Source organism: Bacillus sp. ATD, assembly GCF_050585765.1.
Taxonomy (GTDB): Bacteria; Bacillota; Bacilli; order Bacillales; family Bacillaceae; genus Bacillus; species Bacillus stercoris.
This window is the reverse complement of sequence record NZ_JBOBQH010000004.1, coordinates 330,771-356,149: the sequence shown is the minus strand read 5'-3', so window position 1 is coordinate 356,149 and position 25,379 is coordinate 330,771. Positions and strand designations below refer to the sequence as shown.

Annotated in this window: 23 protein-coding genes; 16 read left to right on the top strand and 7 right to left on the bottom strand. The window is 45.3% G+C overall.

Annotation, left to right across the window (positions count from 1 at the left end; genetic code table 11):
- Positions 1-24 precede the first annotated feature (24 nt).
- Positions 25-2,340: a helix-turn-helix domain-containing protein gene (locus tag ACQXR1_RS12480; RefSeq protein ID WP_151257192.1), complete on the bottom strand. Its 2,316-nt coding sequence runs from the start codon at positions 2,338-2,340 to the stop codon at positions 25-27.
- Positions 2,341-2,554: 214 nt separating this feature from the next.
- Here ACQXR1_RS12480 and rmgP point away from each other — a divergent pair, with 214 nt between their 5' ends.
- From rmgP to ACQXR1_RS12450, 6 genes are all read left to right on the top strand, one after another.
- A complete protein-coding gene (rmgP, locus tag ACQXR1_RS12475; RefSeq protein ID WP_014665041.1) occupies positions 2,555-3,520 on the top strand; it encodes a polygalacturonan/rhamnogalacturonan ABC transporter permease in 966 nt (321 codons plus the stop codon).
- A gap of 7 nt (positions 3,521-3,527) precedes the next feature.
- Complete coding sequence (rmgQ, locus tag ACQXR1_RS12470; protein ID WP_151257193.1) at positions 3,528-4,649, top strand: unsaturated rhamnogalacturonyl hydrolase; 1,122 nt, start codon at positions 3,528-3,530, stop codon at positions 4,647-4,649.
- Positions 4,646-5,149 (top strand): lipoprotein YteS, encoded by a 504-nt coding sequence (locus ACQXR1_RS12465; RefSeq protein ID WP_151257194.1) that lies wholly within the window; start codon positions 4,646-4,648, stop codon positions 5,147-5,149. Before rmgQ ends, ACQXR1_RS12465 begins: the two co-directional genes overlap by 4 nt.
- 11 nt (positions 5,150-5,160) lie before the next feature.
- The gene (locus ACQXR1_RS12460) at positions 5,161-6,447 is read left to right on the top strand and encodes a Gfo/Idh/MocA family oxidoreductase (RefSeq protein WP_430772250.1); all 1,287 of its coding nucleotides are present in this window, start codon (positions 5,161-5,163) and stop codon (positions 6,445-6,447) included.
- A gap of 20 nt (positions 6,448-6,467) precedes the next feature.
- Positions 6,468-7,136: a YesL family protein gene (locus tag ACQXR1_RS12455; protein ID WP_430772249.1), complete on the top strand. Its 669-nt coding sequence runs from the start codon at positions 6,468-6,470 to the stop codon at positions 7,134-7,136.
- Positions 7,137-7,203: 67 nt separating this feature from the next.
- Complete coding sequence (locus tag ACQXR1_RS12450) at positions 7,204-7,386, top strand: sporulation protein Cse60 (protein ID WP_003223398.1); 183 nt, start codon at positions 7,204-7,206, stop codon at positions 7,384-7,386.
- Positions 7,387-7,424: 38 nt separating this feature from the next.
- On the opposite strand, the gene opuD is transcribed toward ACQXR1_RS12450, so the two are convergent.
- Both opuD and ACQXR1_RS12440 read right to left on the bottom strand, forming a co-directional pair.
- Positions 7,425-8,960 carry a glycine betaine transporter OpuD gene (gene opuD / locus ACQXR1_RS12445; RefSeq protein WP_014665036.1) on the bottom strand — a complete coding sequence of 512 codons (1,536 nt, stop codon included), beginning with the start codon at positions 8,958-8,960 and terminating at the stop codon, positions 7,425-7,427.
- A 189-nt stretch (positions 8,961-9,149) separates the two neighbouring features.
- Positions 9,150-10,412: an NAD(P)/FAD-dependent oxidoreductase gene (locus ACQXR1_RS12440; RefSeq protein WP_040082530.1), complete on the bottom strand. Its 1,263-nt coding sequence runs from the start codon at positions 10,410-10,412 to the stop codon at positions 9,150-9,152.
- Between the two features lie 202 nt (positions 10,413-10,614).
- Here ACQXR1_RS12440 and murJ point away from each other — a divergent pair, with 202 nt between their 5' ends.
- Positions 10,615-12,249, top strand: a complete 1,635-nt coding sequence (gene murJ / locus ACQXR1_RS12435) for a lipid II flippase MurJ (RefSeq protein ID WP_040082102.1) — start codon at positions 10,615-10,617, stop codon at positions 12,247-12,249.
- 68 nt (positions 12,250-12,317) lie between these two features.
- The gene (locus tag ACQXR1_RS12430; RefSeq protein WP_014665033.1) at positions 12,318-13,037 is read left to right on the top strand and encodes a pseudouridine synthase; all 720 of its coding nucleotides are present in this window, start codon (positions 12,318-12,320) and stop codon (positions 13,035-13,037) included.
- Between the two features lie 118 nt (positions 13,038-13,155).
- On the opposite strand, the gene ACQXR1_RS12425 is transcribed toward ACQXR1_RS12430, so the two are convergent.
- Positions 13,156-13,377, bottom strand: a complete 222-nt coding sequence (locus ACQXR1_RS12425) for a DeoR family transcriptional regulator (RefSeq protein ID WP_003152337.1) — start codon at positions 13,375-13,377, stop codon at positions 13,156-13,158.
- Between the two features lie 288 nt (positions 13,378-13,665).
- Here ACQXR1_RS12425 and ACQXR1_RS12420 point away from each other — a divergent pair, with 288 nt between their 5' ends.
- Positions 13,666-14,376 carry an ABC transporter ATP-binding protein gene (locus ACQXR1_RS12420; protein ID WP_134975928.1) on the top strand — a complete coding sequence of 237 codons (711 nt, stop codon included), beginning with the start codon at positions 13,666-13,668 and terminating at the stop codon, positions 14,374-14,376.
- Positions 14,373-15,530, top strand: coding sequence for an ABC transporter permease (locus ACQXR1_RS12415; RefSeq protein WP_430772248.1), 1,158 nt, complete (start codon positions 14,373-14,375; stop codon positions 15,528-15,530). The genes ACQXR1_RS12420 and ACQXR1_RS12415 overlap by 4 nt, the downstream gene beginning before the upstream one ends.
- Before the next feature lie 39 nt (positions 15,531-15,569).
- Here the strand turns inward: ACQXR1_RS12415 and pbuO are convergent, their stop codons facing one another.
- Entirely contained in the window at positions 15,570-16,868 is a 1,299-nt protein-coding gene (gene pbuO / locus ACQXR1_RS12410) for a hypoxanthine/guanine permease PbuO (RefSeq protein ID WP_306289570.1), read from the bottom strand.
- A gap of 96 nt (positions 16,869-16,964) precedes the next feature.
- Here pbuO and pepV point away from each other — a divergent pair, with 96 nt between their 5' ends.
- Complete coding sequence (gene pepV, locus ACQXR1_RS12405) at positions 16,965-18,356, top strand: dipeptidase PepV (RefSeq protein WP_069150092.1); 1,392 nt, start codon at positions 16,965-16,967, stop codon at positions 18,354-18,356.
- 33 nt (positions 18,357-18,389) lie between these two features.
- On the opposite strand, the gene cysK is transcribed toward pepV, so the two are convergent.
- Positions 18,390-19,325, bottom strand: coding sequence for a cysteine synthase A (cysK, locus tag ACQXR1_RS12400; protein WP_069840143.1), 936 nt, complete (start codon positions 19,323-19,325; stop codon positions 18,390-18,392).
- Positions 19,326-19,473: 148 nt separating this feature from the next.
- On the opposite strand from cysK, the gene thpR reads away from it, so the two are divergent.
- The 5 genes from thpR (at position 19,474) to ACQXR1_RS12375 (ending at position 25,094) form a co-directional block, all read left to right on the top strand.
- Positions 19,474-20,025, top strand: a complete 552-nt coding sequence (gene thpR, locus ACQXR1_RS12395; RefSeq protein ID WP_418657396.1) for an RNA 2',3'-cyclic phosphodiesterase — start codon at positions 19,474-19,476, stop codon at positions 20,023-20,025.
- 25 nt (positions 20,026-20,050) lie between these two features.
- Positions 20,051-20,959, top strand: a complete 909-nt coding sequence (locus ACQXR1_RS12390) for a hypothetical protein (RefSeq protein WP_430772247.1) — start codon at positions 20,051-20,053, stop codon at positions 20,957-20,959.
- A 48-nt stretch (positions 20,960-21,007) separates the two neighbouring features.
- A complete protein-coding gene (locus ACQXR1_RS12385) occupies positions 21,008-21,937 on the top strand; it encodes a YegS/Rv2252/BmrU family lipid kinase (RefSeq protein ID WP_430772246.1) in 930 nt (309 codons plus the stop codon).
- Between the two features lie 23 nt (positions 21,938-21,960).
- Positions 21,961-24,117 carry a type I pullulanase gene (gene pulA / locus ACQXR1_RS12380; protein WP_430772245.1) on the top strand — a complete coding sequence of 719 codons (2,157 nt, stop codon included), beginning with the start codon at positions 21,961-21,963 and terminating at the stop codon, positions 24,115-24,117.
- A 179-nt stretch (positions 24,118-24,296) separates the two neighbouring features.
- Positions 24,297-25,094, top strand: coding sequence for a phosphotransferase family protein (locus tag ACQXR1_RS12375; RefSeq protein ID WP_009967993.1), 798 nt, complete (start codon positions 24,297-24,299; stop codon positions 25,092-25,094).
- Here ACQXR1_RS12375 and ACQXR1_RS12370 read toward each other — a convergent pair whose 3' ends face one another.
- Positions 25,095-25,373, bottom strand: a complete 279-nt coding sequence (locus ACQXR1_RS12370) for a YtzH-like family protein (protein ID WP_003237926.1) — start codon at positions 25,371-25,373, stop codon at positions 25,095-25,097.
- Positions 25,374-25,379 lie beyond the last annotated feature (6 nt).

Sequence of the window (25,379 nt, the reverse complement as noted above, 5' to 3'; positions counted from 1 at the left end):
AACCGCTTGCGTGTTTTGGGTTTTTTACATGCTTCTTTTTTGCTGGCGATAGTTTCCCGGTGTAATCCCCTCCAGCTTTTTAAATGACCTGATAAAATTTTGCGAGTTTTTATATTTTAGTTTTTCCGCAATGTCCTTGACCGCCATGTCGGTTTCGGCAAGCCAGCTTTTCGCCATATGATGTCGGTAGCTTGAGACATACTCGCTGAATGAAATACCCATTTCTTTTTTGAAAATGCTGCTTAAATAGTTTGGGTTGTAATGGAGCCTGCGTGCGATTTCATCCAGTGTCAACTCAGATTCAAACTCATGGTGGATGATATGAATGATGTTGTCGGAAATATTTTTGTACTGGGCATCCGCGCGGGCGTTCACTTTGTCTGTCATCGGATCAATAAACTCATTTTTGAGCCAGTTTTCGGTATCCTCGAACGTTTTCAGCTCGAAAATCTGGTCATACAGCATTTTGTTTTCTTCAAGCTCAAACAATTCGATCCCGAGCACATGCATCAGCTCAATCACATGGTTCAAAAAGCGCGCGATGGCGATCTGAAATTGGTACGGGTTAGTGTTCTGGGTGAAAATGGCTTGCAAAATCGCGTGCAGGCATTTGTCCGCTTTCTCCTTGTCTCCTGCTTTGACGGCATCGAACAGCTCATGCTGAAGCTGCTTGGGAAAATGGGTTTTGAAGGTTTTTTTCTGGTCCAGGTCTTCATAAAAGATAATCGATTTGTTTTCTGCTTTAAGCCGGTATTTCAACGCCTCCGAACCTTCAGCGTAGGCTGTTTTCGCCTTAATCAGCGCATCAAACGGCTGGCTGATGCCGATGCTGACAGACAGCTGCAGCTCAGCTTCCGCTTTTTCCTGAATCATCCTTGCAGTCTCATTCAGCTCGGCCATGAATTCCTCCTTTGTCCCGCTTTGATTGATCAAAATCGTTGCCTGCTGTTTGTCCACCACGGCGGGGGCAAGATGTTTGTCCGTCGGGATGCTGCGCTCAATCAGGCTGTTGACGGCAAACAAAAGCAGATCCATATCTTTTTTCTCGTAAGGTGTATGAGTCAGTGTGTCAATTTGGAGCACAAGCAGGGCAAGGTGCCGCCAATTTTGCTTTAAGCCGAGGCTTTCAAAGCGGTTATTAACCTCCTCATCCGTCAGTTTTCCGAGCATAAGCCTGACCATAAAATATTGCTGCAGGTGGGTGGCTTGCTGCTTCATCGTTTCTTCAAGGTCATCATTTCTGTCCTTCAGCTGCTTAAAGCTCTGTTCAATTAACTCAAATTCATTTTGAGGCGGCTGTTTTTCTTGTATGGCACCATGCCTTGCGAATGATTCGTAAAGCACCCTGATCGGCTTGTAAAAATGGCGGGAACCCAGCCAAGAAAACAATAATGAAAGCGTTAACAAAATAAGGCATACTGTAAAAGTGATCCAGCCGATTGACTTGGCTTCTTTTTTTAGCTCAGGCAGGGAAACGAGAGAAAAATAAGTCCACGTGTTATAATCGGATTTTTGATAGGTGACTTTATAATGAATCCGGTCAATAACTGTTTCAAACTGACCGCTATTAGCGGTTTGCGCCAGCATTTTTTGGACAAAACCGTCGTTATGAAGAGATTCTCCGACGTCAGACATATTGTTATGCAGGATGATGCGGCCTTTTTCATCCATGATAAACAGGTTGTTGGCGTTAGAATAGTCAGGCATATTTTTGACAAGCGAACAGCTCGGGATGCTTGCGGCGGCTAATCCTTTTGTATTTGTGCTGTTCAAAGGCAGCTGCTTAATTAAATTGATATTGTAACGGCAGTTTTCTGATGTGCCTTCTTTTGTGGAAATCAAATGATTGTTTTCCTCAAGTGTCCAATATGAGCGGCTCGCTTTGTGTTTCGTGTATGCTGAGGCTGCTTCATGAAGAGTGTCTGTGTTTAAGCGGTACAAACCGGAATTGTTCATGTACCATTTTTTCGTATAACTGACTAACGTCATGTTGGACAGGTCGGTATCAAAGCTTTGCAGATAATTGAGCTCTTGGTTCACTTGGTTATAGATTTGAAATTGGTCAGAGTGCAAAGACTCGGACAGAGTGCGAAGGAGAGGCGGCGAACTCACATAGTGGGTCAAAGAGTGATCAACGGTTTTCAAGATATGCTCGATGCTTTGCTGGGTCTGCTGGAGTGTGTCGAATTTTTCCTCCGAAACGTTGGAAATAGCCGTTTTCTGAGAGTGCTCGTACGAAAACAATCCGACCAAAATAACCGGAATGGTGCTGAGCAGGCAGAAAAACGTGATCAGCTTGTAGTAAAACTTGTATTGGCTTCTTTTCATAAAACCCCCCATTTCCTAAATCCACTTCACTTTAATACAATTAATCCAAAGATTGATAGATATTGTCAATAATCATTTTCTAATATCGGTGTCTTTTTTTCAGGTGGAACCGCTGAACCATTGACTATAAAGGGATAAAACAGGATGTGATCATATGATTGTAGACGGACTTTTGCCTGCTGAGCTACAGTGAATGCAAGAACCTGTGAAAGGAGGCTTGAAAAAAATGAAAACAGCAGAAGCGCAAGCGCCGGCTGTTGATGCAGTCATTTTTAAAAAAGAAAAAAGAAAGCGCTTACTAAGCAAACTGATCCAGCAAAAATATTTGTACTTGATGATTTTGCCTGGGTGTATTTATTTTTTGCTTTTTAAGTATGTCCCGATGTGGGGGATTGTGATTGCATTTCAGGATTATCAGCCATTCCTCGGCATTTTGGGCAGTGAGTGGGTCGGGCTGAAGCATTTTATCAGGCTGTTTACTGAGCCTACATTTTTTCTCTTGTTAAAAAACACGCTCGTGTTATTTGCGTTGAACCTGGCCATATTTTTTCCGGTGCCGATTTTGCTGGCGCTTCTATTGAACGAAGTGCGGATTGCTCTCTTTAAAAAATTTGTTCAGACGCTGATTTATATCCCGCATTTTATGTCTTGGGTCATTGTGGTATCGCTGTCGTTTGTGCTTTTAACGGTAGACGGAGGCTTGATTAATGAACTGATTGTGTTTTTTGGCGGTGAAAAAATCAATTTTCTGCTGAACGAAGAATGGTTCAGGCCCCTGTATATTCTTCAGGTTATCTGGAGGGAAGCTGGATGGTCGACGATCATTTATCTGGCGGCCATTACAGCGGTTGACCCTCAGCTGTATGAAGCGGCGAAAATGGACGGAGCGGGACGGCTGCGGCAAATGTGGCATATTACGCTGCCCGCCATTAAAAGTGTTATCGTCGTTTTGCTGATTTTGAAAATCGGAGACACGCTGGAGCTTGGCTTCGAGCATGTGTATTTGCTTTTAAATGCAACAAATAGGGAAGTAGCGGAAATTTTTGATACGTACGTTTATACTGCCGGGCTGAAACAGGGCCAATTCAGCTACAGTACAGCAGTCGGCGTATTTAAAGCGGCAGTCGGGCTGATTTTGGTCATGCTTGCGAATCGTTTGGCGAAGAAATTTGGCGAGGAAGGAATTTATTAGGAAAGGGATGGGATCAATGGATCAATCAATCGCTGTAAAATCGCCTCTTACGTACGCGGAGGCATTGGCAAATACGATTATGAACACGTACACAGTCGAGGAGCTGCCGCCTGCAAACCGCTGGCATTACCATCAAGGCGTTTTCTTATGCGGTGTATTGCGGTTATGGAAAGCAACCGGGGAAAAGCGGTATTTTGAGTATGCGAAGGCTTATGCAGATCTCTTAATCGATGATTATGGCAATCTATTATTTAGGAGAGATGAGCTGGACGCTATTCAAGCGGGTCTCATTCTTTTTCCATTATACGAGCAGACGAAGGATGAGCGGTATGTCAAAGCGGCAAAAAGGCTCCGCGGCTTATATGGAACATTGAACCGGACGTCTGAGGATGGTTTTTGGCACAAAGACGGTTATCCTTACCAAATGTGGCTTGACGGCTTATACATGGGGGGGCCGTTCGCACTGAAATACGCGAATCTGAAGCAAGAGCCGGAGCTGTTTGATCAGGTCGTGCTGCAGGAGTTATTGATGAGAAAGCATACGAAGGATTCAAAAACCGGACTCTTTTATCACGCCTGGGATGAAGCGAAAAAAATGCCATGGGCCAATGAAGAGACAGGCTGTTCACCGGAATTTTGGGCACGTTCCATCGGCTGGTACGTCATGTCACTTGCTGACATGATTGAAGAGCTGCCGAAGAAGCATCCAAACCGTCATGTGTGGAAAAACACGTTGCAGGACATGATGGAAAGCATCTGCCGCTATCAAGACAAGGAGACAGGGCTATGGTATCAGATCGTTGATAAGGGAGACAGGTCTGATAACTGGCTGGAAAGCTCAGGGTCCTGCCTGTACATGTACGCACTTGCGAAAGGAATCAATAAAGGCTATCTAGACAGAGCTTACGAAACAACACTACTAAAAGCGTATCAAGGCTTGATTCAGTATAAAACCGAAACAACAGAAGACGGAGCGTTTCTCGTCAAAGACATATGTGTCGGAACATCAGCCGGCTTCTATGACTATTATGTCAGCCGCGAAAGAAGCACAAACGATCTGCACGGAGCCGGCGCGTTTATTTTGGCCATGACAGAACTGGAGCCTCTAGTTAGGTCAGCGGGGAAATGACAAAAAGGATACGTACGGCTTTGTGGGTAATCGTCATAGTGCTCTTTTTGGCATCATGCTCAAGCAGGCCGGACGGAATGCATGTCATTCTCTTTTCTGATATGAAGGCTGGCGTACAGGAAAACATAAAAATGGCCGCTGGGCAGAATGCCGGGAAGGTCGATATCTTTCCAGCTTTTCAGGAAAAACTGCTGACGGAAATTACCGCCCATGAGGGAGATGTTTTCATCGTGCCTGAAGACATGTTTCAAGCTTACGATGATCCGGAAAATTTTCAGCCGTTAAACGGATTGTCTCCTGAAAAAACATCTCCTTATACAACGGTTAATAAAAAAACAGGAGAGAAAACAATCTATGCCGTTCAGATCGAAAAAGGGGAAAAACAGCTGAACGGCTATTCTTTTCGATTGAATCGCGATATGGCGGCGTTTATCCCTGTGTATGCTGAAAAAACAGAGGAAGCGCTGCAGCTGATTTCCCAACTAACTGACCCCCGATAGAGGTGAGAATATTGAAGAACATCGTCTTTTGCGGAGTGAGCAGCAGAGCTCTCAGTATGTTTATCAAGCCGCTGGTGGAGCGGTTTTCAACTCATTATGAGATTACCGGATTGCTGGATGCCGATCCAAAACGTTTTGCCGTTTGCAAGAAGAAATTTCCCGAGCTGGCCCACGTGCCCGAGTTTAACGAAGATGCTTTTGACGAGATGATGCGCGTGTCAAAGCCTGATATCGTCATTGTAGCAGGCAGGGACGATACGCATGTCACATATATTGTAAAAAGCCTTCAGTGGAATACAGATGTGATTACTGAAAAACCAATGGTGACGACAGTGCAGGATGCGAATCGGGTGCTTGAAGCGGAGGCCAAAAGCGAAGGAAAAGTCACCGTCGCGTTTAACTATCGCTACAGCCCGTTTCATCGGAAAATAAAAGAAATGATTCTGGAAGGAAAAATAGGCAGGGTCACTTCCGTTGATTTAAATTGGTATATTGATACGTATCATGGCGCCAGTTATTTTAAACGCTGGAACAGGTCGCGACCGCTTTCCGGAGGTCTTTCAGTCCATAAATCAACGCATCATTTCGATCTTGTCAATTGGTGGCTCGGGCAAAATCCGGAGGAGGTATTTGCTTACGGCGCCTTGAATTACTATGGGCCAGACAGTGAGTGGAACCCCTTGCCGGAAGAAGACGGGCGTTTTTGCGGGACGTGCCGGGTCAAAGAAAAATGCCATTACTATTCTAGGTGGCATCCCCGTTCCTCCAAAGTTTCTGTAAAGGATGATCATCTCCAAGCAGGAGACCAGTCCAGCTTATATACTGCATACAGGCCTGACGCGTGTATTTTTGACGAAGAAATTGACATCGAGGATACGTACGTGGCGACAGTCAAATATGATGGCGGTGCACTATTAAGCTATTCGATTTTATTTTCGGTCCCGTATGAAGGCTACCGGCTGACGATCAACGGCACAAAAGGGCGGATCGAATCAAATGAATTTCACGAACCTTCCAGAATTCCGTTTGCTTTTCCTGAGCAGAAAATCGAATACTATCCGCTTTTTGAATCAAAGCAGACGATACAAGTGGTCAAAAATGAGGGAGGGCATGGCGGAGGCGATCCGCTTTTGCTTGAGGATCTTTTTTTAGGGAAAGACCCGCTTCGCCGCTATGATATTTTAGCCGGGGCTGAAGCCGGAGCCTACTCCATCGCGGTTGGTGAGGGAATGTGGCGCTCGGTTGCCGAAAAGAGGCCAATTGGGATTAAAGAGCTTTTTCAGATGCAGAATGTATAGTGCAAAAAGGGGGGGACGCCATGGAACATGATCGTTCACTGGGGCGGATGCTGCGCTTTTGCGAATGGATCATGAGATTCGCGTATACAAACTTGCTGTGGCTGTTGTTTGTATTGCTCGGTCTCGGTGTGTTTGGCATCATGCCCGCGACCGCGGCTTTATTCGCTGTCATGCGGAAGTGGGTTCAAGGGCAGGACAACGTTTCGGTGCTAAAAACGTTTTGGCGGGAATACAAGGCTGAGTTTTTTCGTTCAAATCTGATTGGCGCTGTATTGGCGATCATCGGATTGATCATTTATATCGATTTGGCCTTTATTTATCCGAGCCATTTCCTTCTGCATGTTCTGCGCTTCGCCATTATGATATTTGGCTTTTTGTTCGTATCCATGCTTTTTTATGTGTTTCCGCTGCTTGTCCATTTTGACTGGAAAAAACGTCTGTATGTGAAGTTTTCGCTCTTGCTCAGTGTAGCGTATTTGCAATATACGCTTGCGATGCTTGCGCTGACTGTGGCTCTCTTTTTCTTGCTTGCGTACCTGCCCGGCATTGTCCCTTTTTTCAGCGTCAGCCTGATCAGCTACTGCCATATGCGAATGGCTTATGCCGTACTGTTGAAAGTGGAGAACCAAGACGGTGTGCCGCATAAGAAACACCATACAAAGGAAGCTTTTTATCCGGAGATGAGGTGATCATCATTTCTCTATCATAACGCTGTTCCAAATGGAATAGATTGATAGAGAAAGGAGAGCGGATAAGATGCTGAAGGTGGCAGTATTTGATGAAGAACATGAAAAAGACTTACAGACGGAAATCAATTCATTTTTAAAAGGGATATCGGAGGAGCAGCTGATTGATATCAAATATACGGTTTCGGCGGCATGCGACCCAGACGGTGAGCAGCTTTACTGTTTTTCCGCCCTTATTCTATACCGCAAATAAAAAAAGATCTTCCCGCGTGTGCGGAAAGATCTTTTTTGTTAATATGCCTTTTTCACTCTTGGACTTCTCGGTTTGTCGATTTTCTCCGCTCTTTTGATCTCTCTTCGTTCTTTTGAGAGCGATTTATAGAGAGCGGCAATCATCAGCAGGATGACGATAGAAAACGGCAGCGCTGCCAGAATGGCTGTGTTTTGCAAAGCGGAAAGACCGCCGGAATACAAGAGGACAGCAGCCATGGCAGATTGAATGATGCCCCAGCTGAATTTTACTGAATTGGCTGGGTTCAATGAGCCGTAGGTCGTCTGCATGCCGAGCACAAATGTTGCAGAGTCAGCAGACGTAATAAAGAATACAGCGATCAGGATCAGTGACAAAATAGATGTCACCATTGCCAGCGGATAATGGTCAAGTGTTCCAAACAGCATTGTTTCCGTTGACAGCTTCGCTACATTGAATGTGCCGTTCTGCTGAAGATCCATAGCTGATACGCCAAAGATAGAGAACCATAGGAACGCGAGAATACATGGTGTTACCAAGACGCCGATCAAAAATTCACGGATCGTCCGTCCTCTGGATACCCGGGCGATGAAAATGCCGACAAATGGAGACCAGGAAATCCACCATGCCCAATAGAAAATCGTCCAGCCGTTAATCCATTCGCGTTTTTCAGGATCGTACGGTGTCAGTCTGAAGCTCATTTGCACGATGTTTTGAATATACTGTCCGATAGAATCTGTAAATGAGTTCATAATCAGTACGGTAGGCCCGACAAACAGCACAAACAGCATTAACAGTCCAGCTAATACCATATTGGTGTTGCTCAAATACTTAATGCCTTTTCCGAGTCCGCTCCACGCAGAAATCAAGAAAAGCACAGTAACAATGGCAATCAAAATAAATTGAACGAGAAAGTTATTTGGGATGCCAAATAAGTAACTCAATCCGCCGTTAATTTGAGTCGCCCCGATACCAAGGCTTGTGGCTACTCCGACGACTGTGGCAAAAACAGCAATACAGTCAATTAATTTGCCGATCGGACCGTTAACTTTATCGCCTAGAATCGGTGACAGCGTGCTGCTGATTAATCCTGGAGCGCCTTTTCGGAATTGGAAATAGGCAATGCATAATGCCACGACGGCATAAATGGCCCAAGCGTGCAGACCCCAGTGGAAAAACGTATAGCGGAGTGCATCTCTAAAGGCTTGGGGGGTTTCTGTTTCACCTGATGGAGAGCTAATTGCGTAATGGCTGATCGGTTCAGCCGCACCGTAGAATACCAAGCCGATTCCCATGCCTGCGCTGAACAGCATGGCGAACCATGATAATAACCCGAATTCCGGTTTCTCATCGGGTCTTCCGAGTTTAATTTTGCCGATCGGGCTGAAAATCAAAAAGAGACAGAACCCGACAAACAATGAGACAACTAAAAGATAATACCAACCAAACGTATTGGTGATAAATGCTTGTGCGGATTGGGATACGTTTTGCAGGCTGTCTGGAGAAACAACGCCCCATAATACAGCAGCAGCTGTGATCACAATCACAATCCAAAATACACTAGATATATTTTTCAAATATTCTCACCCTCTAAATTTTTTGTGTACGCCTATATCTGCTCGCAGGCTTAGTATGGTCGTACGCTGGCAGATCATTCCTCTCTTAAAATTACCCCGCAATCAGGTGAAACAAAACAAGTCTCACCCTACCATGAATGCGGAGAATTTTCAAATGTTCAGCGTTTTGTAAAAATTTGAAAAGGCTGGTCAGGAGCGGGAAAAGCGACCGGCATTGAGCCCCGCAAGCCTTCCTGTTACTAGGGCGGAGGTGATATTGTATCCTCCTGTGTAGCCGTGGATATCCAGAATTTCTCCGCAAAAGTAAAGCCCCTCCATTTTTTTAGAGGCCATCTTTTTCGGGTCGATTTCTTTTACAGATACCCCGCCTCCCGTGACAAATGCCTTATCAAGCGACAGTGTGCCATTTGCGAGAACAGTAAACTGCTTGCAGTCCTTTACAAATTGTCTGAAAGGGTCCCTTGGCAGCTCAGAAAACGATACGTTCGGAGAGATGCCGTTTTTTTCGAGCAGAAATAGGAGGTAGCGCTCCTGCATCCAGGGTTTCAGCACGTTTTTAATGGCTTTTTTCGGTGCTTCCTTCAATTCTTTAAACATCTTTTGGAAAAGCGTTTCTTCATTGATATCCGGATATAAGTCAATTCTGATCGGAACTTGGGGCTGTTTTTTCAGCTCTTTCACGACAAATTGGCTGCATCTGAGAATGGCAGGGCCTGAGAGGCCGAAATGGGTAAACAGCATGTCCATTTTATGTGTGATGATTGGTTTGCCTTTTTTATTTAACACACTGACGGCTACATCTCTTAGTGATAAGCCCTGAAGTGTTTTTTGCTTAATGAACGGTTCGCCAGAAGTAACGGGTACCTCTGTCGGAAACAGCTCTGTTATGGTATGGCCTGCGGCTTCAGCCCATTCATAGCCGTCTCCCGTGCTTCCGGTATGAGGCACACTTTTGCCGCCGACAGCGATAATGACAGCCTGGCTATGGATCATTTCGCCATTATTCGTCACAATCCCTGCCGCCTGTCCATCTTTATATATAACAGATTTAATTTTCTCGTTCGTTCTGATTGTTACACGGAGCTGCTTCAGCCTGTTTAACAGCGCGTCAACAACACTTTGGGCTTTGTCGGTCACAGGAAACATTCTGCCGTGATCCTCTTCCTTTAATTGAATGCCAAGGTTTTCAAAAAACTTGATAATATCTTCATTATTAAATTCAGAAAACGCGCTGTATAAAAAACGCCCGTTGCCTGGGATGTGCTTAATAATTTCTTCCACAGGAAGGCGGTTTGTCACATTGCAGCGGCCGCCCCCGGAAATCGCGAGTTTCCGCCCTAATTTATTTCCTTTATCTATCAGCAAAACGCCAGCGCCCTGCTCCCCTGCTGCAATCGCAGCCATCAAGCCTGAAGGGCCTCCGCCGATTACGATTACGTCATATTGTTTCATCTTTATCATCAACTTTCTTTTCGTTTCGTATGCGGACACCCCGTCCGCAGTACTATTATAGCGAAAGAAAGCCGCTCCTTAAACGTCTTTTACCGCGAATACGAATGTTCACAGGATTGCTTTTGTATTTATTACCGTCTAAATGCCCAGTTGTGGTAAAATAGAAAAGTTGAATCTTCGTAGAAAATGGTGATGAAGAAACATGTCAAGCAAACTGTTAAGAGGCACGTTTGTGTTAACGCTCGGTACATATATATCGCGAATTCTGGGAATGGTCTATTTAATTCCTTTCAGCATCATGGTCGGGGCGACAGGCGGTGCATTATTTCAATACGGATACAACCAATACACTTTATTTTTGAATATTGCTACGATGGGCTTTCCGGCGGCTGTTTCTAAATTTGTGTCCAAATATAATTCCAAAGGGGATTATGAGACAAGCAGAAAAATGCTCAAGGCGGGCATGTCGGTTATGCTCGTTACAGGAATGATAGCCTTTTTCATTCTGTATCTATCCGCTCCGATGTTTGCGGAAATATCGCTGGGAGGCAAGGATAATAACGGCCTGACAATTGATCATGTTGTTTATGTCATTCGCATGGTCAGCTTAGCGCTTTTGGTCGTACCGATTATGAGTCTTGTTCGCGGATTCTTCCAAGGGCACCAAATGATGGGTCCGACAGCTGTATCCCAAGTCGTTGAACAGATTGTCCGCATCATCTTTCTATTGAGTGCGACATACCTGATTTTGAAGGTTTTCAACGGCGGTCTTGTCATCGCTGTCGGCTATGCGACCTTCGCAGCGCTGATCGGTGCCTTCGGAGGGCTGGTCGTGCTGTATATTTATTGGAACAAACGGAAGGGCAGCCTGCTGGCGATGATGCCGAATACGGGTCCGACAGCAAACTTAAGCTACAAGAAAATGTTTTTCGAGCTGTTTAGCTATGCCGCTCCGTACGTTTTTGTCGGACTAGCCATCCCTTTGTATAACTATATTGATACAAATACGTTTAACAAAGCGATGATTGAAGCCGGCCATCAAGCCATCAGCCAGGACATGCTGGCAATTCTAACCCTGTATGTGCAGAAGCTCGTGATGATCCCGGTTTCCCTTGCAACTGCTTTCGGACTGACATTAATTCCAACGATTACTGAATCGTTTACAAGCGCAAACTATAAGCTGTTAAATCAGCAGATTAACCAAACGATGCAGACGATCCTGTTTTTAATTATTCCGGCTGTTGTCGGAATCTCTCTATTGTCAGGACCGACGTATACGTTCTTTTACGGGTCAGAGAGCCTTCATCCTGAACTGGGAGCAAACATTCTGCTTTGGTATTCCCCAGTCGCGATTTTGTTCTCTTTGTTTACGGTCAATGCAGCCATTCTACAGGGCATCAATAAACAAAAATTTGCGGTTGTCAGCCTTGTGATCGGTGTCGTGATCAAGCTTGTGCTGAATGTTCCGCTAATCAAGCTGATGCAGGCTGACGGTGCGATTTTAGCGACGGCTCTTGGATATATCGCTTCACTTTTATATGGATTTATCATGATTAAGCGCCATGCAGGCTATTCGTATAAGATACTGGTTAAACGAACTGTTTTGATGCTGGTCTTATCAGCTATTATGGGTATTGCCGTGAAAATCGTACAGTGGGTTTTAAGCTTCTTTATTTCCTATCAGGATGGCCAGCTGCAAGCTGCGATTGTTGTGGTGATTGCGGCCGCTGTTGGCGGTGCTGTTTACCTGTATTGCGGCTACCGGTTAGGATTTTTGCAGAAAATTTTAGGCCGCCGTTTGCCGGGTTTCTTAAAGAAAGGCAGACATGCGGGCTAATGAACAATATATGATGAAACAGAGGGCTCGCATGCTGCGGGCTTTCTTTTATAAAGGAGAGATGAGAAATGAGACTTGATAAGCTGCTTGCCAACAGCGGGTATGGTTCCAGAAAAGAAGTCAAAGCCGTTGTGAAGGCGGGAGCCGTTATGATCGACGGCAAACCGGCCAAAGATGTAAAGGCGCACGTTGATCCTGATACACAGGAGGTTACCGTATACGGGGAACCGGTTGATTACCGTGAGTTCATTTATCTTATGATGAATAAACCGCAAGGCGTGCTGTCGGCGACCGAGGACAGCCGGCAGCAAACGGTGATCGATCTGCTGACGCCGGAGGAGATGAGATTTGAGCCATTTCCCGCCGGCAGGCTTGATAAAGATACAGAGGGCTTTTTGCTGCTCACAAACGATGGCCAGCTCGCACATCGGCTCCTTTCTCCTAAAAAGCATGTCCCAAAAACGTATGAAGTCCATTTGAAATCACAGATTTCACCGGAAAACATTTCCGATTTAGAAACGGGTGTCTACATAGAAGGCGGCTATAAAACAAAGCCGGCAAAAGCGGAAATCAAAACAAACGACAATGGCAATACTGTGATATACCTGACAATTACCGAAGGAAAATACCATCAAGTCAAGCAGATGGCAAAGGCTGTCGGCAATGAAGTGGTTTATCTGAAGCGGCTTTCGATGGGGCGCGTTTCCCTGGATCCCGCTCTGGCACCCGGAGAATACCGGGAGCTTACGGAGGAAGAACTTCATTGGCTCAATGAACCGCAAGCATGAAAAAACCCCGCATACGAATGCGGGGTTTTATTTATAAGCGCACAAAAACAAGGCTCGGAAGTTTCTTCGCCCTGTATCTATCAGGCCGCTCACAGGCGGCCCTATGTAATTTTTCAATTTATGAGGTAATCTTTACTTTCTTTCTCGTTGTCTCCCACTTGCCACGGCTTGGACTATGAACAAGATCATTATATGCCAACACATTTAAGTCTCTTTGAATCGTTCTAGGTGTAATGCCGAATTCGTCAACCAGTTCCTGCGTTGTCACAAGACCTTTTTCTTGGATAAACATGTAAACTGATTTGATTCGAGTTAGCATACGGTTTGTTGAAGGTTTCAAAAAACCACTCCCTATCATAAGATCGGATGGACTTGACTAACCACAACTCACGACTATCAACTGCGTACGAAATAGCAACAAAGGCAGACATCTGTAATTGTTAAAATAATTCGCCCTCATTATACACGATATTGCAGCAATGAATCTAGGGATAACTCCTATTAATTTTTTCCAATTCTCGTTGGGCAGCCATCCTTGTTGGATTACTATGTATTTCGGCTCAATATTATTATGCTTAAAGAAACTTTTTTTATTCTGTTTCGTAGTAAATTTTGGAGGTGGGTGAGTTTGACAAATTTACTTGAAGCTTCAATAGAACACGCGGGGTATACAAGCCGTAAAAAAGTGCTCACCGATATTTTTCTGGAAGTCGGAAAAGGGGAGCTGGTCGGGCTGATCGGAGCTAACGGTGCCGGAAAAAGCACCGCAATGAAGGCGATACTCGGCCTCTCAGAAGATTTTAAAGGGCAAATTGCCTGGAACGGCTGTTCATTTGCATATATTCCGGAGCATCCGTCCTTCTACGAAGAACTGACGCTGTGGGAGCATTTGGATCTGATCAGCACACTCCACGGCATTGAAGAGAGTGAATTTGCACAACGGGCCCAAAACCTGCTGCAGACATTTTCGCTTGATCATGTCAGGCATGAGCTGCCTGTCACCTTTTCAAAAGGCATGCAGCAAAAACTGATGCTTATTCAGGCTTTTCTCTCTAAGCCTGATATCTATGTGATTGATGAACCGTTTATCGGGCTTGATCCGATATCGACGAAACGTTTTGTGGACATGCTTAAAGCTGAAAAAGAACGGGGAGCCGGCATTCTCATGTGTACACACGTGCTCGATACCGCGGAAAAGATCTGTGACCGGTTTTACATGATTGAAAAAGGTTCTTTATTTCTCCAAGGCACGTTAAAAGATATTCAGGACAAGACCGGATTAGAGGGGCAGTCATTGCTTGACTGTTTTTATAAGGCAGTTCAAGGTGATCGGCCATGAACGGGCGTACGCTCTTTGTTCGGAGGCTGTTTGACTATTACAGGTATCAGTTTAAGGTATTACATGCCGTTATTGACTGGACAGTCGCTCTCTATATCGTTTTGCCGGCTTTTGCTTTTGTCGTCTATCAGTATATTGATTTGATGAACGGAAGAGGCCTTCTTTATGAGTGGTCTGAAGTGGCGGAATGGAGATGGCTGTATGCTGTGTGTGTGCTGATCATGTTTACAGGCTCGATTCGCACATTTTTAATGGAAGCGGACAAAGTGTTTTTGCTGCAAAAGAAAGAAATAATCTATCAGTTAAAACGGTATGCGCTTTTGTATTCTTTTTTGGTCACGCTGGCCAAATGGCTGCTGCTCTTTTTCATTGTCTTTCCTTTAATCAGTCATTCTGTTCACATCACATTCGCAGGAAGCGCGCTTCTAATATGTTACTTATTTGGCCTTCATATGTTCTTTTTATCCTCAAAGCAAGACAGGATCAGAAAGCCGCGCTCCATTTCGAGATGGATTGGCGATATCTCTGCAAGAGCTATTCTTTTTGCTGGTTCTGCTATCTTGATTGTTTTGACTGAGTGGCATTTGCTTGCACTTTTTGGCATTTTATTTTTGCTTTTCTCAGCCGTCCGCAGTTTGAAAAAGACAGCCACGTTTACGGCTTTTGAAGCTGAGGTGACTGAAGAGAAAAAAAGAAGGCTTGCCCTTGCAGGACTTGTGATGATGATGAGCCAGGAGGCGGGAATGCCGAAAGTAAAAGACAGGATGAGAAGAAAACCGTTATTATACCGCAATTCAAAAAGGATATTTAAAAGGCGAACGATCTGCACTGGCTATAAGGAATTGTTTTTCAAAGTCATGCTGAGGAATGGCGAGTATATGAGGGAAATGTACATGCTTTTGTCGGCCTTTACGATTTTGATTTTTGTCTCCCCGATTTGGCTGAAGGTGATCGCGCTTCTGGTTTATACAGGTGTTTGCCGTTATATCCTGACGCTTATTTTTGACAAGGTCATGGATGCCCCTTTTTTAATTGGCACCGATATGGAAAGTGATGAATATTACCGGGCCAGAAAAAGCTGTATCAACACTCTGCACTATGCGTTTGCCGCTTGCTGTTTTTTTGCGGCCGCCGTCTCTTTATTATTCACATAAAAAACCCAAACGACTGAGCGTTTGGTTTTTCTTTATTTTTTATAAAATAAACAACTGGATGAAAAACAGTATGGCGAAAACGATAACGAGCGGATGAATCTCTCTCCATTTTCCCCGTGCCGCTTTTACAATCGGATACGAAATAAAGCCAAGGGCGATTCCTGTAGAAATGCTTGATGTCAAAGGCATAGCCAAAATGACGAGAAACGCTGGGAATGCTTCGTCCATCTCTTTCCAGTTCATATTGGAAACTGAGCCCATCATCAGACTGCCTACAATAATCAAAGCAGGCGAGGTGATGGCAGCTATGCCGGACAAGGCGCTGACAAGCGGACTGAAAAACATTGATGCCGCAAACATCACCGCCACAGTCAAAGCTGTAAGCCCCGTTCTTCCCCCGGCTGCGACGCCTGCGGAAGATTCGATAAATGCCGTCGTCGGGCTTGTGCCGAACACAGCTCCTACTGTCGTCGCGGTTGAATCAGCAAGCAGCGCTTTTCGCACGTTCGGCAGCTTATTGTTTTTCATGAGCCCTGCTTGCTCTGCTACTCCGATCATTGTGCCTGTCGTATCAAAAATGGTGACCAATAGAAAAGAAAAGACGACAGCGTACAGGCCGTGATGAATGACGTCGCTAAAAGCGGTAAATGGATTTGAGATCATCAATCCTTCCGGCAAATGAGGAAACGACATAAATCCCTTTGAAAAATGAAGCTGTCCGGTAAAAAAGGCGATCAAAGCGGTAGCTGCCATTCCGATAAATAAAGCGCCGCTTACATTCAGCACCATCAGGACCACGCTGATCAAAAGGCCGACGAGTGTTAAAATGACACCCGGTGAATGCAGATTGCCGAGAGTAACCAGGTTTGATTCATCAGCTGCCACAATTCCCGCTTGACGCAAACCGATAAAAGCAATAAACAGCCCGATCCCTGTTGTGATCCCGTATTTTAAATTGTTTGGAATCGCTTCTATAAGTTGTTTTCTTAAAGGCGTTAACGATAAAATAATGAAGAGAACCCCTGCTGTAAATACTGCGCTGAAAGCTGTTGCGTATGTGATGCCGCCATCGCTTGCGCTTACGACATGAAAGGCTAAATATGCGTTCAAGCCCATGCCGGGCGCAATAGCAATCGGATAATTTGCTGCCAGGGCCATCCACAGCGTTCCGACAATGGAGGCAATGATCGTTGCGGTGAAAACCTGGTCGAAAGGAACCCCGGCGTTAGCCAAAATGACCGGATTAACCACGACGATATAGACCATTGTGAAAAAGGTCGTCAGCCCTGCTATGATTTCTTGCTTTATGGATGTTTGCTGCTCTTTTAGATGAAACATAGTATCCTCCAATTACGAACGTTTTAACAAAACACCATTAATATTATTCGTTTTATTTGGTTTTTGCAAGTCATTTCTTGCGGAAAGGGGATCATTATGAACTGGGAAGTTGAAGTGATCAGAAGAAAAGAGGATTTAATTCGTGATACGCAGGAATTTTTGAGAATCAACAGTGTCATGGACGAAACAACCGCCGGACCCGGCAAACCGTTTGGAGAAGGGGTAAACGCCAGCCTGACTTCACTGCTGGAGCTTGGAGAAAAAGAAGGCTTTACAACAAAAAATCTTGATGGCTTCGCAGGTCATATTGAATGGGGCGAGGGCGATGACATTGTCGGCGTACTTTGCCATGTTGACGTCGTGCCGCCGGGAGACGGGTGGACGAGTGATCCGTTTTCAGCTGAAATCCGTAATGGGCGGATTTATGCAAGAGGCGCCATTGATGACAAAGGCCCGACAATGGCAGCATTCTATGCGCTGAAAATCGTAAAAGACATGAATTTGCCGCTGTCCAAGCGAGTCAGAATGATTATCGGAACAGATGAAGAAAGCGATTGGAGATGCGTAGAGCATTACTTCAAGCATGAAGAAATGCCAACACTTGGCTTTGCGCCTGACGCCGATTTTCCGATTATTAACGCGGAAAAAGGGATTATCGATGCTTCTTTACTTATCCCGCATGTCTCAAATCAAGCCGAGCCAAAGGCAGTGCTTGTCTCGTTTCAGTCAGGCCTCCGTTTGAACATGGTGCCTGACGCTGCTGAAGCCGTCATTGAAGGGCCGAAAAAAGAAGAGATTCTGTCTTCATTTAAAGACATGCTCCGCACGACGGATCAAAAAGGAGAAGCTGAAATAGAGAACGGACAGCTCATTTTGCGTATGTACGGACTTTCCTGCCATGCGATGGAACCGAACAATGGGATCAATGCCGGCATTTTATTGTGCGAATTTCTGCAGCAGACTGAGCTTGACGATGCAGGACTGCGGTTTGTGCAAGTGGTGACAGACAAATTCTCAGGTGATACAAGAGGAAAGAAACTGAACATCGACTGTGAGGATGAAATCAGCGGTGAGCTGACATTAAACGTCGGAACACTGCGCTATAAGGAAGGGCAAGGAGGCGAGCTCGGGATCAATATCCGCTATCCTGTGACAGCAGAAAGCAAAGCAATCCGGGATGCATTCGAAAGCGCAACTGAATTTGAGCTGGGCGAATTCAAAGACAGCAAGCCGCATCACGTGTCAGCAGATCATCCGCTAGTCAAAACCCTGCAAAAGGTTTATGAAGGCCAGCTGGGTAAAAAAGCTGACTTAATCTCAATCGGCGGAGGGACGTATGCCAGATCGCTAAAAGCCGGTGTCGCCTTCGGCCCGCTGTTCCCCGGACGCCCTGACAGCGCACATCAAAAGGATGAATATATTGAAATTGATGACCTTCTTAGATCGACAGCATTATATGCGCAGGCCATTTACGAGCTTGCAAAATAAAAGGACCGGCTTCTGCTGAAGCCAGTCCTTTTTTTAAATAAATGACCATAAATCAGTTGATAAGTACCGTTCTCCTGTATCGGCTGTCATGCAGACGACAACTTTGTCAGGAGAGAGGCGTTTCGCTGTTTCGATTGCCGCGAAGCAGGCTGCTCCTGATGAAGGGCCGACAAGAATTCCTTCTTCAGCAGCAAGCCGTCTTGTCGTTGTATATGCGTCTTCATCAGAGATTTTGATAATTTCATCATAAACGTCTTCATTTAAAATCGGCGGTATAAAGCCTGGGCTCGTTCCTACAAGTTTATGCGCGCCGGGTTTTCCGCCGGATAATACAGGCGAACCCGCTGGCTCAACAACATGAACCGTGATATCTGGAAAAAGCTCTTTGAGCGCCTCACCTGTTCCGGTAATGGTTCCGCCCGTTCCCGATGAGGCTACAAAAGCGCCGAGCGGTTTTCCGATTTCCTCTATTGCCCGGGCAATTTCAGGCGCCGTTGTTTTCCGGTGCGCATCAGGATTGGCAGTGTTATCGAACTGCATTGGAATATAGCTGTTCGGAATTTGTTCGGCAAGCTCCTTCGCTTTTTTAATGCTGCCCGGCATTCTTTCCTCTCCGGGAGTTAATACAACCTCTGCGCCGTAAGCTTTAAGCAGGTTGATCCGTTCCTTCGTCATCGTATCAGGCATCACTAAGATTGCTTTATATCCGCGTGCTGCCGCATTCATAGCGAGCCCGATTCCGGTATTTCCGCTTGTCGGCTCTATAATAACTGATCCCGGCTTGAGCAAACCGTTTTGTTCAGCTTCTATGATCATTTGATAAGCTGCTCTGTCTTTCACACTGCCGCTCGGATTGAAAAATTCAAGCTTTAAATAGATTTGTGCCGCATTTTCCGGCTGAAGCCGGTTCAATCTCACTAGCGGTGTATCTCCTATCAGATCAGCTGTGTTTTCAACGATTTTCAACATTGTCATTCCTTTCTGAATAAAACAAGTGTCATATAATATCCTAACATAATAAACGTTTGTGCGAGAGTGTTTTCATACACTGTTCCTCTATCCGCACAGCCTCTTTATTGATAAAATAATAGCTGTTAAAGAAGGGAGTGTCAGACGGATGCCAGATATACGGCCTCATTATTTCATCGGCGTTCCCATACCTGAGGGAATTGCAAATCCGATTTACCAGGCTGCGAAAAACGAGCCGCTATTGACGTTTCAAAAATGGGTGCACCCGCTTGACTATCATATCACGTTAATTTTCCTCGGAGCGGCGGATGAGACACAAATAAAGAAGCTTGAAGGTTCGCTAGCCGAGATTGCTTCAGAAATCGATCCATTTTCAATTGAGTTTGGCAAGATAGATGTATTCGGCGACCGCAAAAGGCCGCGCGTTTTACACCTGGAGCCAAAGAAAAACAAAACGCTAGAAAGACTGAGGGAACATACAAAGCAGGCTGTGCTTCAGGCTGGTTTTCAAGTGGAAAAAAGACCGTATCATCCTCATATGACGCTGGCGAGAAAATGGACAGGCGAAGAAGGATTTCCGGCTCATGTTCCGTTTGAAAACGGCGAGGTTTCGATGATGGCTGATCGGTTTTCGCTCTTTCAAATACACTTGAACCAATCACCAAAATACGAGGAAATATTCAAATTTCATTTATCTTAATTCATTGCGGAGTGGAGAAACAAACATGGCACAAATCATCAAAATTCATGATTATATATCGAGATATGAGCTTGATCCGTACCATTATATCAACCAGTTTGTACGGCTGAAAAAAGAGCGCTGGCTTTCACTGGTAGAAGCGGCGGAACGCCAGCAAGAAGAAAGGCAAGCCAGCGCTGAAGAACCGGTGCAAAAACGAAAAAAATTTTCATTGAAAAGAAGAAAAGAAGAGATAAAAGCCGATATACAAGAAGAGAGACACCAATGGTTTGAGGATGAAGAAGATATTCATGTAAGGCTCCCGAAGAGCAGGATGGCGCTTGCTTCTTTTTATAAAAGACATTTATATGATTTTCAGCTCAAATGGGCAAGCTCTACTCTTTCAGAAATATCTCAACTCTCAAACCAGGTGAAGCAGGACCGCATTTTGCGTTATCTGACCCAACAGCTGCCCGATTCTTATTTCATTATGTATAAGCCTGTGCTGAGAATTCAGCAGGCGGCGGTTGAATTAAGCATTGTGATTATTTCTCCTCTGGAAATTTATTGCGTTTCTATTTTAGAGGCCGAGGAAGACAGTGTCTACATAGGGTCTAAAAATCGTTTTTGGGACAAGAAAACAGCCTCTCAGACTGCATCAGTGTTAAATCCGGGGCTGAGCCTGTTTCGCACGGACTCTGTTGTGTCAAAGATCGTAAAGGAAAAACAGGCCGAGATTCCGGTTCGAAAATTGCTTCTGAGCAGAACGTCGTACATCGATTACCCTGAGCCGCCATACGGCTTAGAAATTGCGGATAAGCGGAGCGCGGAAGAATGGATTGAGCGGCAGAAGAAAAACACTGCTCCGATCAAACACCATCAGGTAAAGGCTGCGAAGGCTCTATTGTCTTACTGCATGTCTGACTCCTATCGCAGACAAGAGTGGCTGGAGTAAAAGAGAACGATTTGAGCGGTTTTCTCATAACATAAGCAGGTGAGAAAGATGAGCCATTGGTTTTTTATTATTAATCCGACAGCAGGACATCGAAACGGCCTGCGTGTTTGGAAGTCCATTCAAAAGGAATTAATCAAACGAAAGGTTGAGCACCGTTCGTTTTTAACTGAACATCCGGGACACGCCGAGGTGCTCGCCAGACAGATTTCAACGATACAGGAATATAAGCTGAAGCGCCTGATCGTCATTGGCGGAGACGGAACCATGCATGAAGTTGTCAACGGCCTGAAGGATGTAGACGATATTGAACTGAGCTTTGTGCCAGCGGGCGCGTATAATGATTTCTCACGGGGATTTTCTATTAAAAAAATCGACCTGATACAGGAAATTAAGAAGGTAAAGCGTCCGCTAACAAGAACCTTTCATTTAGGGAGCGTCAATTTCCTTCAGGATAAATCACAAATTCTTTATTTTATGAATCATATCGGGATTGGTTTTGACGCATATGTCAATAAAAAGGCGATGGAATTTCCGTTGAGACGGGTTTTTCTTTTTCTCCGCCTTCGATTTCTGGTGTATCCGCTTTCTCATTTGCACGCCTCAGCAACCTTTAAGCCGTTTACGTTAGCTTGTACAACGGAAGGCGAGACGCATGAATTTCATGATGTCTGGTTTGCGGTTGTATCCAACCATCCGTTTTACGGGGGAGGCATGAAGGCGGCGCCGCTAGCAAATCCCCGCGAGAAGACATTTGACATCGTAATCGTTGAAAACCAGCCGTTTTTGAAAAAATATTGGCTTTTATGTCTGATGGCATTTGGAAAACATACAAAGATGGATGGCGTTACGATGTTTAAAGCAAAAGACATTACGTTTTACACGAAGGACAAAATCCCGTTTCATGCTGACGGAGAAGTCATGGGCACTACCCCGTTTCGTCTGGCATCTAGTCCTGCACCCCTCAGGATCAAAACATAAACGTGTTTGGAGGAGAGCTTCCGATGGTCAGCATCCGCCGCAGCTTCGAAGCGTATGTCGATGACATGAATATCATTACCGTCCTGATTCCTGCTGAACAAAAAGAAATCATGACACCGCCGTTTCGGCTTGAGACAGAAACAACAGATTTTCCTCTGGCTGTCAGGGAGGAATACTCCCTTGAAGCGAAATACAAGTACATCTGCGTATCCGACCATCCTGTGACATTTGGAAAAATCCATTTCGTCAGTGCATCCAGCGGCCACAAAACCGATCTCCAAATCGGCGCGGTCATCCGGACGGCTGCATTTGATGACGAATTTTATTATGACGGAGAGCTCGGCGCCGTTTATACTGCGGATCATACCGTATTTAAAGTATGGGCGCCTGCTGCAACCTCAGCTGCTGTCAAGCTTTCACACCCCAATAAAGGCGGGCGCACATTCCAAATGACTCGCTTGGAAAAGGGCGTCTATGCTGTTACGGTCATGGGTGACCTCCACGGGTACGAGTATGTGTTCTGCATCTGCAACAATTCAGAGTGGGCGGAAACCGTTGACCCGTATGCAAAGGCCGTGACAGTAAATGGAGAGAGGGGTGTCGTCTTGCGCCCGGATCAAATGAAATGGACTGCTCCGCTTAAGCCATTCTCAAACCCTGTGGATGCCGTCATCTATGAGACGCACCTTCGCGACTTCTCCATCCATGAAAACAGCGGCATGATCAACAAGGGAAAATACTTAGCATTAACGGAAACTGATACACAAACCGCAAATGGCAGTTCTTCTGGACTGGCGTATATAAAAGAGCTCGGTGTTACACACGTCGAGCTACTGCCGGTGAACGATTTTGCCGGAGTTGATGAAGAGAAGCCGCTTGATGCTTATAATTGGGGATATAACCCGCTTCATTTTTTTGCCCCGGAGGGAAGCTATGCCTCAAACCCTCATGATCCTCAAACGAGAAAAACAGAGCTGAAACAAATGATCAATACCCTGCATCAGCACGGTCTACGAGTCATTCTGGATGTTGTTTTTAACCATGTGTATCATCGCGAGAATTCACCCTTTGAAAAAACAGTGCCCGGTTATTTTTTCCGGCATGACGAATTTGGGATGCCGTCAAACGGCACTGGCGTTGGCAATGATATTGCATCAGAAAGAAGGATGGCGAGAAAGTTCATTGCGGATTGCGTGGTCTATTGGCTTGAAGAATACAATGCCGACGGCTTCCGTTTTGATCTGCTCGGCATTTTAGATATTGACACCGTGCTTTATATGAAAGAGAAAGCAATTAAGGCAAAGCCCGGAATCCTGCTTTTTGGAGAAGGATGGGATCTGGCTACACCGCTGCCGCATGAACAGAAAGCTACTTTGGCGAACGCACCAAGAATGCCCGGTATCGGTTTTTTTAATGATGTGTTTCGTGACGCTGTAAAAGGGAACACCTTTCACCTCATGGCAGCAGGGTTTGCGCTCGGCAGCGGTGAATCAGCGCAAGCTGTTATGCACGGGATTGCCGGCTCTTCCGGATGGAAGGCATTGGCACCGATTGTTCCGGAACCAAGCCAGTCCATCAATTATGTTGAATCACATGACAATCACACCTTTTGGGATAAAATGAGCTTCGCGCTTCCTCAAGAAAATGACAGCCGAAAGAGAAGCAGGCAAAGGCTTGCCGCCGCGATTATTTTGCTAGCCCAAGGGGTGCCGTTTATTCATAGCGGCCAGGAATTTTTCCGGACGAAGCAGGGAGTGGAAAACAGCTATCAATCCAGTGACAGCATCAACGAGCTGGACTGGGATCGGCGTGAAACGTTCAAAGAAGATGTTGACTATATCCGCAGGCTGATCTCGCTGAGAAAAGCGCATCCCGCATTCCGTCTCAGGTCCGCTGCAGACATCCGGCGCCATCTTGAATGTTTGACGCTAAAAGAACACTTTATCGCATACAGGCTTTATGATCTTGACAAGGTTGACGAATGGAAAGATATCATTGTTATCCATCATGCGAGTCCGGACTTTGTCGAGTGGAGGCTGCCAAACGATAAACCATATCGGCTTTTATGTGATCCATCAGGATTTCAGCAAGACCCAGCAGAAATTAAGAAAACGGTTGCAGTAAACGGCATCGGAACAGTTATCTTATATTTAGCATCAGATCTTAAGAGTTTTGCTTGACGAAGTTTGTGCTATAGCGCTAAAATTTAAAGGACGGCTATTGATTAGCATATGAGACTCTCAATAGCTGTCTTTTTTATTTTCATACGATTCGTACGAAAAAGGCGCTCGCTGGATAGACTAGAGACGATTCGCCTTTATTCTAAAATATTTTAAGAAATGATGGGTTGAACATTGATATGAACTGGTTGGGACAATTACTAGGTAGCGATTGGGAGATCTTCCCCGCCGGAGGAGCTACAGGAGATGCATATTATGCGAAACATAACGGGCAGCAGCTTTTTTTAAAACGTAATAGCTCACCTTTTTTAGCTGTTTTATCCGCCGAAGGCATTGTTCCGAAGCTGGTTTGGACAAAACGGATGGAAAATGGGGACGTCATTACGGCCCAGCACTGGATGACCGGCAGAGAGCTGAAGCCTAAAGACATGAGCGGACGGCCCGTTGCTGAATTGCTTCGTAAAATACACACATCAAAAGCCTTGCTGGACATGTTGAAGAGACTTGGAAAAGAACCGCTGAACCCGGGGGCTCTTTTGTCTCAGCTGAAGCAGGCTGTATTTGCTGTGCAGCAATCTTCGCCGCTGATTCAAGAAGGGATCAAGTATTTGGAAGAACACCTGCATGAAGTGCATTTCGGTGAGAAAGTCGTTTGCCATTGTGATGTCAATCATAATAACTGGCTATTGTCTGAAGACAACCAGCTGTATTTAATTGACTGGGACGGCGCCATGATCGCTGATCCGGCGATGGACCTCGGACCTTTGCTGTACCACTATGTCGAAAAGCCAGCTTGGGAGAGCTGGCTGAGCATGTACGGCATAGAGTTGACAGAAAGCCTTCGGTTGCGAATGGCTTGGTATGTGTTATCTGAAACAATCACTTTCATTGCCTGGCATAAAGCAAAAGGCAATGACAAGGAATTTCATGATGCAATGGAAGAACTGCATATCCTCATGAAACGAATTGTTGACTAATCAGGAATACGAATCCATTTGCTCTACCCATTGAGACAGGCTGTTCTGATGCTCTTGTATGTGTGAGTCGATGGATTTGGACGATATTCCTGATTGGCTGTAACGGTAAACATCCTCAAGCACGTTTTTAAAATTTGAATCAAGCTCGGTGTTTGCCATCAGTGATTTAATCACACGCTCAAGCTGCTCGTACTCTGCGACTGTTCCGCAGCAGTCCAATTGATGGTCAGTCAAGATATCCTTCAATAAATGAACTTGATGCTCATAATGTAAACCCATAACGGT